Annotated in this window: 1 protein-coding gene and 1 pseudogene; both read left to right on the top strand. The window is 37.6% G+C overall.

Annotation, left to right across the window (positions count from 1 at the left end):
* Positions 1–220 precede the first annotated feature (220 nt).
* Positions 221–2,407 (top strand): hypothetical protein, encoded by a 2,187-nt coding sequence (locus BIZ39_RS21090; RefSeq protein WP_187448005.1) that lies wholly within the window; start codon positions 221–223, stop codon positions 2,405–2,407.
* 320 nt (positions 2,408–2,727) lie between these two features.
* Positions 2,728–2,918: pseudogene (locus BIZ39_RS22090) on the top strand (DTW domain-containing protein); the annotation flags it as partial.

The following is a 2,918-nucleotide window of genomic DNA, read 5'->3' as shown; positions in this document are numbered from 1 at the left end:
AAACTGTACTAAATAAATCCGGAATCAGTGTTCAAATAATTCCAGAATGAGTGTTCAAGTATTTCCGGAATCGCTGTTCAGATCCGGCCGGAATATGCATTATAGGTCAATATGGAATCTTATTATTTCTGATAGGGTGCGATTCAATGAGTTTCGTAGTCTATCTTACGATTGGATAGAACGATTCAAGGCATTCGGGAAGGACTATTTTTGTCGGTTGATGTTAAGAGAAATTATTTCTCCGAAGGTTCTAGTCAGTGATGGAGGGCTACGAAATATTCGAGAAGAAGTCAGATTTAGTATCGAAACGACTATTGCTGAAAATTATTTCCGTAACGCTTTAGAAATGTTAGATAGAAATTTGTGGAGCAGCTGCTTACCGTTTTTTATGGAGGACTTTGAGAGGGCTTTGTTGGATGCTGTAGAGCTTCAAGATTTTATATCTCTGAAAGTAGGTTTAGACGAATCAACATATCATATGCCTTCTATAGAGCCTCATTTTCAAAATAGAGGATTCCATGATTGGACGATCTTAATTGAACTTACAAGAGATAGTTGGCTTGAATTAAACATGCAAAATCAACGAGAAGCCTTTAGTAAAGCATTAGAGTGGTTTTCTTCAAAACATGTTGTTTTCAAAAGACTCGCTTTATTTGCTGCGGCAAATTACAAAGGAGACTCAGAGATTCCATGGCTCAGCTGGCTAGAATCTGAGAACGGTCGCTGGCTTTGGGAAATGGATACCAAACGAGAGGTTATGAGGCTTATAGTTAAAAAGGGCAACTCTCTCTCTCCTAGTGAACAAAGGCGCCTTGAGAGTCTAATCGTTGATCGAACAGTCGCAGTGAACTCTAAAAATCTAGAAGTCGATAAAGCTCATTACGATTTTAAGGCTTGGTATCTTCTGGCAAAGCTTGAGTCATCAGGCGTTGAGCTAGGGGAAGAGGCAGCAAAAACAGCTAAGCGAATTAAAGAGGAGTTTTCTTACTTAAAATTAGGTAGTCAAGAAGAAGAAGAGTTTTCAACATGGATGAGCACATCCGAAGACCCTGGTTATGTATCAAGTATCAAACAAACATCAATACCAACTGGTCGAAACGAGATTGTCCAGTATTTCGAGAATGAAACTGAGATCACGGATAGCTTTTACCGAGATAATTGGTATCAAGTTGCAGAAAAACACCCTCTAAATACTGTTTATGCTTTAGATGACCTTTATAAGCGAGGTATCTATGACGCGTCGCGTTGGAATGGCGCTATACAGGCATGGAGTAAGCCTAAAACTATCAAGTTGTTTTTAAAACTATTCGGTAATGAATTACTTAGACTGCCCTCTGATGTTTTTCAGGACAATCTCTACTCAATTTCCGTTTGGATAAGAAGATGCTCTGAACTCGCTGTGTTCGACATCGATTTATTCACCAAGCTTTGCCAACGTTTTTTAGAATTTAGTAAAAGTGATAAGAATGTTGCATTAGAGGAAGGCGCAGATGCTCTAAGTTTGGCTAGTAGTCCATTAGGCCAAGTAAGTAGTAGTATCGTTTCATCAATATTCCATGAAGGCGTTGAGGATGGTGATGGATTGAAGACACCGTTTAAAGAAATACTAGAAGGTGTGTTACAACTTCCTGACCACGTTTCGGTGGCCGCTAAAGTCGTACCGTTTTCAAATCTTGTTTCTTTACACAGGTTAGATAGTCACTGGACATCTTCTTGTCTTATTCCATTACTCGATATAAATAATTCAGCTATTGCACCTTTGTGCTGGCAAATGTTTTTATCAAATGCCCGAATACATCCCCCGTTATTAGAAGAAATAAAAGGTGGCCTTTTAGAGTTGGCTTCAAACATAAATTTACTTGGGAGGTATGGTGATCATTACGTTCGGTTTATCGTCTATCTTGCCATGTATCAAATTGACGGATTTACTAGCAGCGAGTTTCGAAACGTAATAGATAGGATTCCACAAACTAAGAAGAACAAAATTTTTACCTATGTTAGGCAGTTCAAAGGAAACTCAAATGAACTTGAGTTTTGGGAAAATAGAGTAGAACCGTTCTGGGAGCATGTGTGGCCTAAAGACAGAAGTTATTTGTCTTCAGAAGTTTCCGAGAGCTTAGTAAATCTAATTATTTCCTCTGAAAAACGTTTTGAAAGGGGAGTTCAGCTATTTAGTGATTGGCTTGAACCAATGCAATATGTGGCTACGAGTTTAAAAAAAATTGTTCAAAATAATTATTCGACTGAATTCCCAGAAGAATGCCTAGCTCTTCTTTACAAAGTAACGGACGATAAATCGTTTTTTGAAAGAGGCAAATTGAAGACTTGTCTATCAGAAATCAAGGATGCTAAACCTGAGCTAGAGAATGATTTCAGATATAAGAAGCTTATGGTCCTTACAAGGTAAAAAACTTACCAAAATATTTATGAATTTTTTTCAACAAATTGTCTACTATATCGCGCACCCTTCATTTAAGGTTTGAAAGGTGCTACAACGGAAAAGTGGTGCTACAAAAGGTGCTATATTCAAACTAGCTATAAATTAAACATCATATTATTCAATAGTATATGATTGTATTTTACATCCGGCTCCGGCACCATTATCTACTCCCAAACATTCCAAATTTTAATCAAAAAATTGATAAGATATTTACGCTCTTTTATCACAAATTACTATGGTAAAATCCATAAAAATTTTGGCAAAGACGTACTATCTTGAATTCTGTTATGCAACTCCGTTTAGACGAGTTATCTCGTGCTGAACGTCCATTCCACGCGCGTGGAAGTAAAGTAGTTCGCTGCGACGCATGTCTGCTTCCAACGCAAAACTGTATTTGTGAATTTAAGCCTGAGGCTGGCACTGATGTGGCGGTTTTATTTTTGATGTACAAAGGCGAATATTATAAGCCTACTAATAC

This window comes from Alteromonas sp. BZK5 (assembly GCF_014349115.1).
Taxonomy (GTDB): Bacteria; Pseudomonadota; Gammaproteobacteria; order Enterobacterales; family Alteromonadaceae; genus Alteromonas; species Alteromonas macleodii.
The sequence above is the reverse complement of the archived record's forward strand: the minus strand, read 5'-3'. Positions and strand labels throughout refer to the sequence as shown.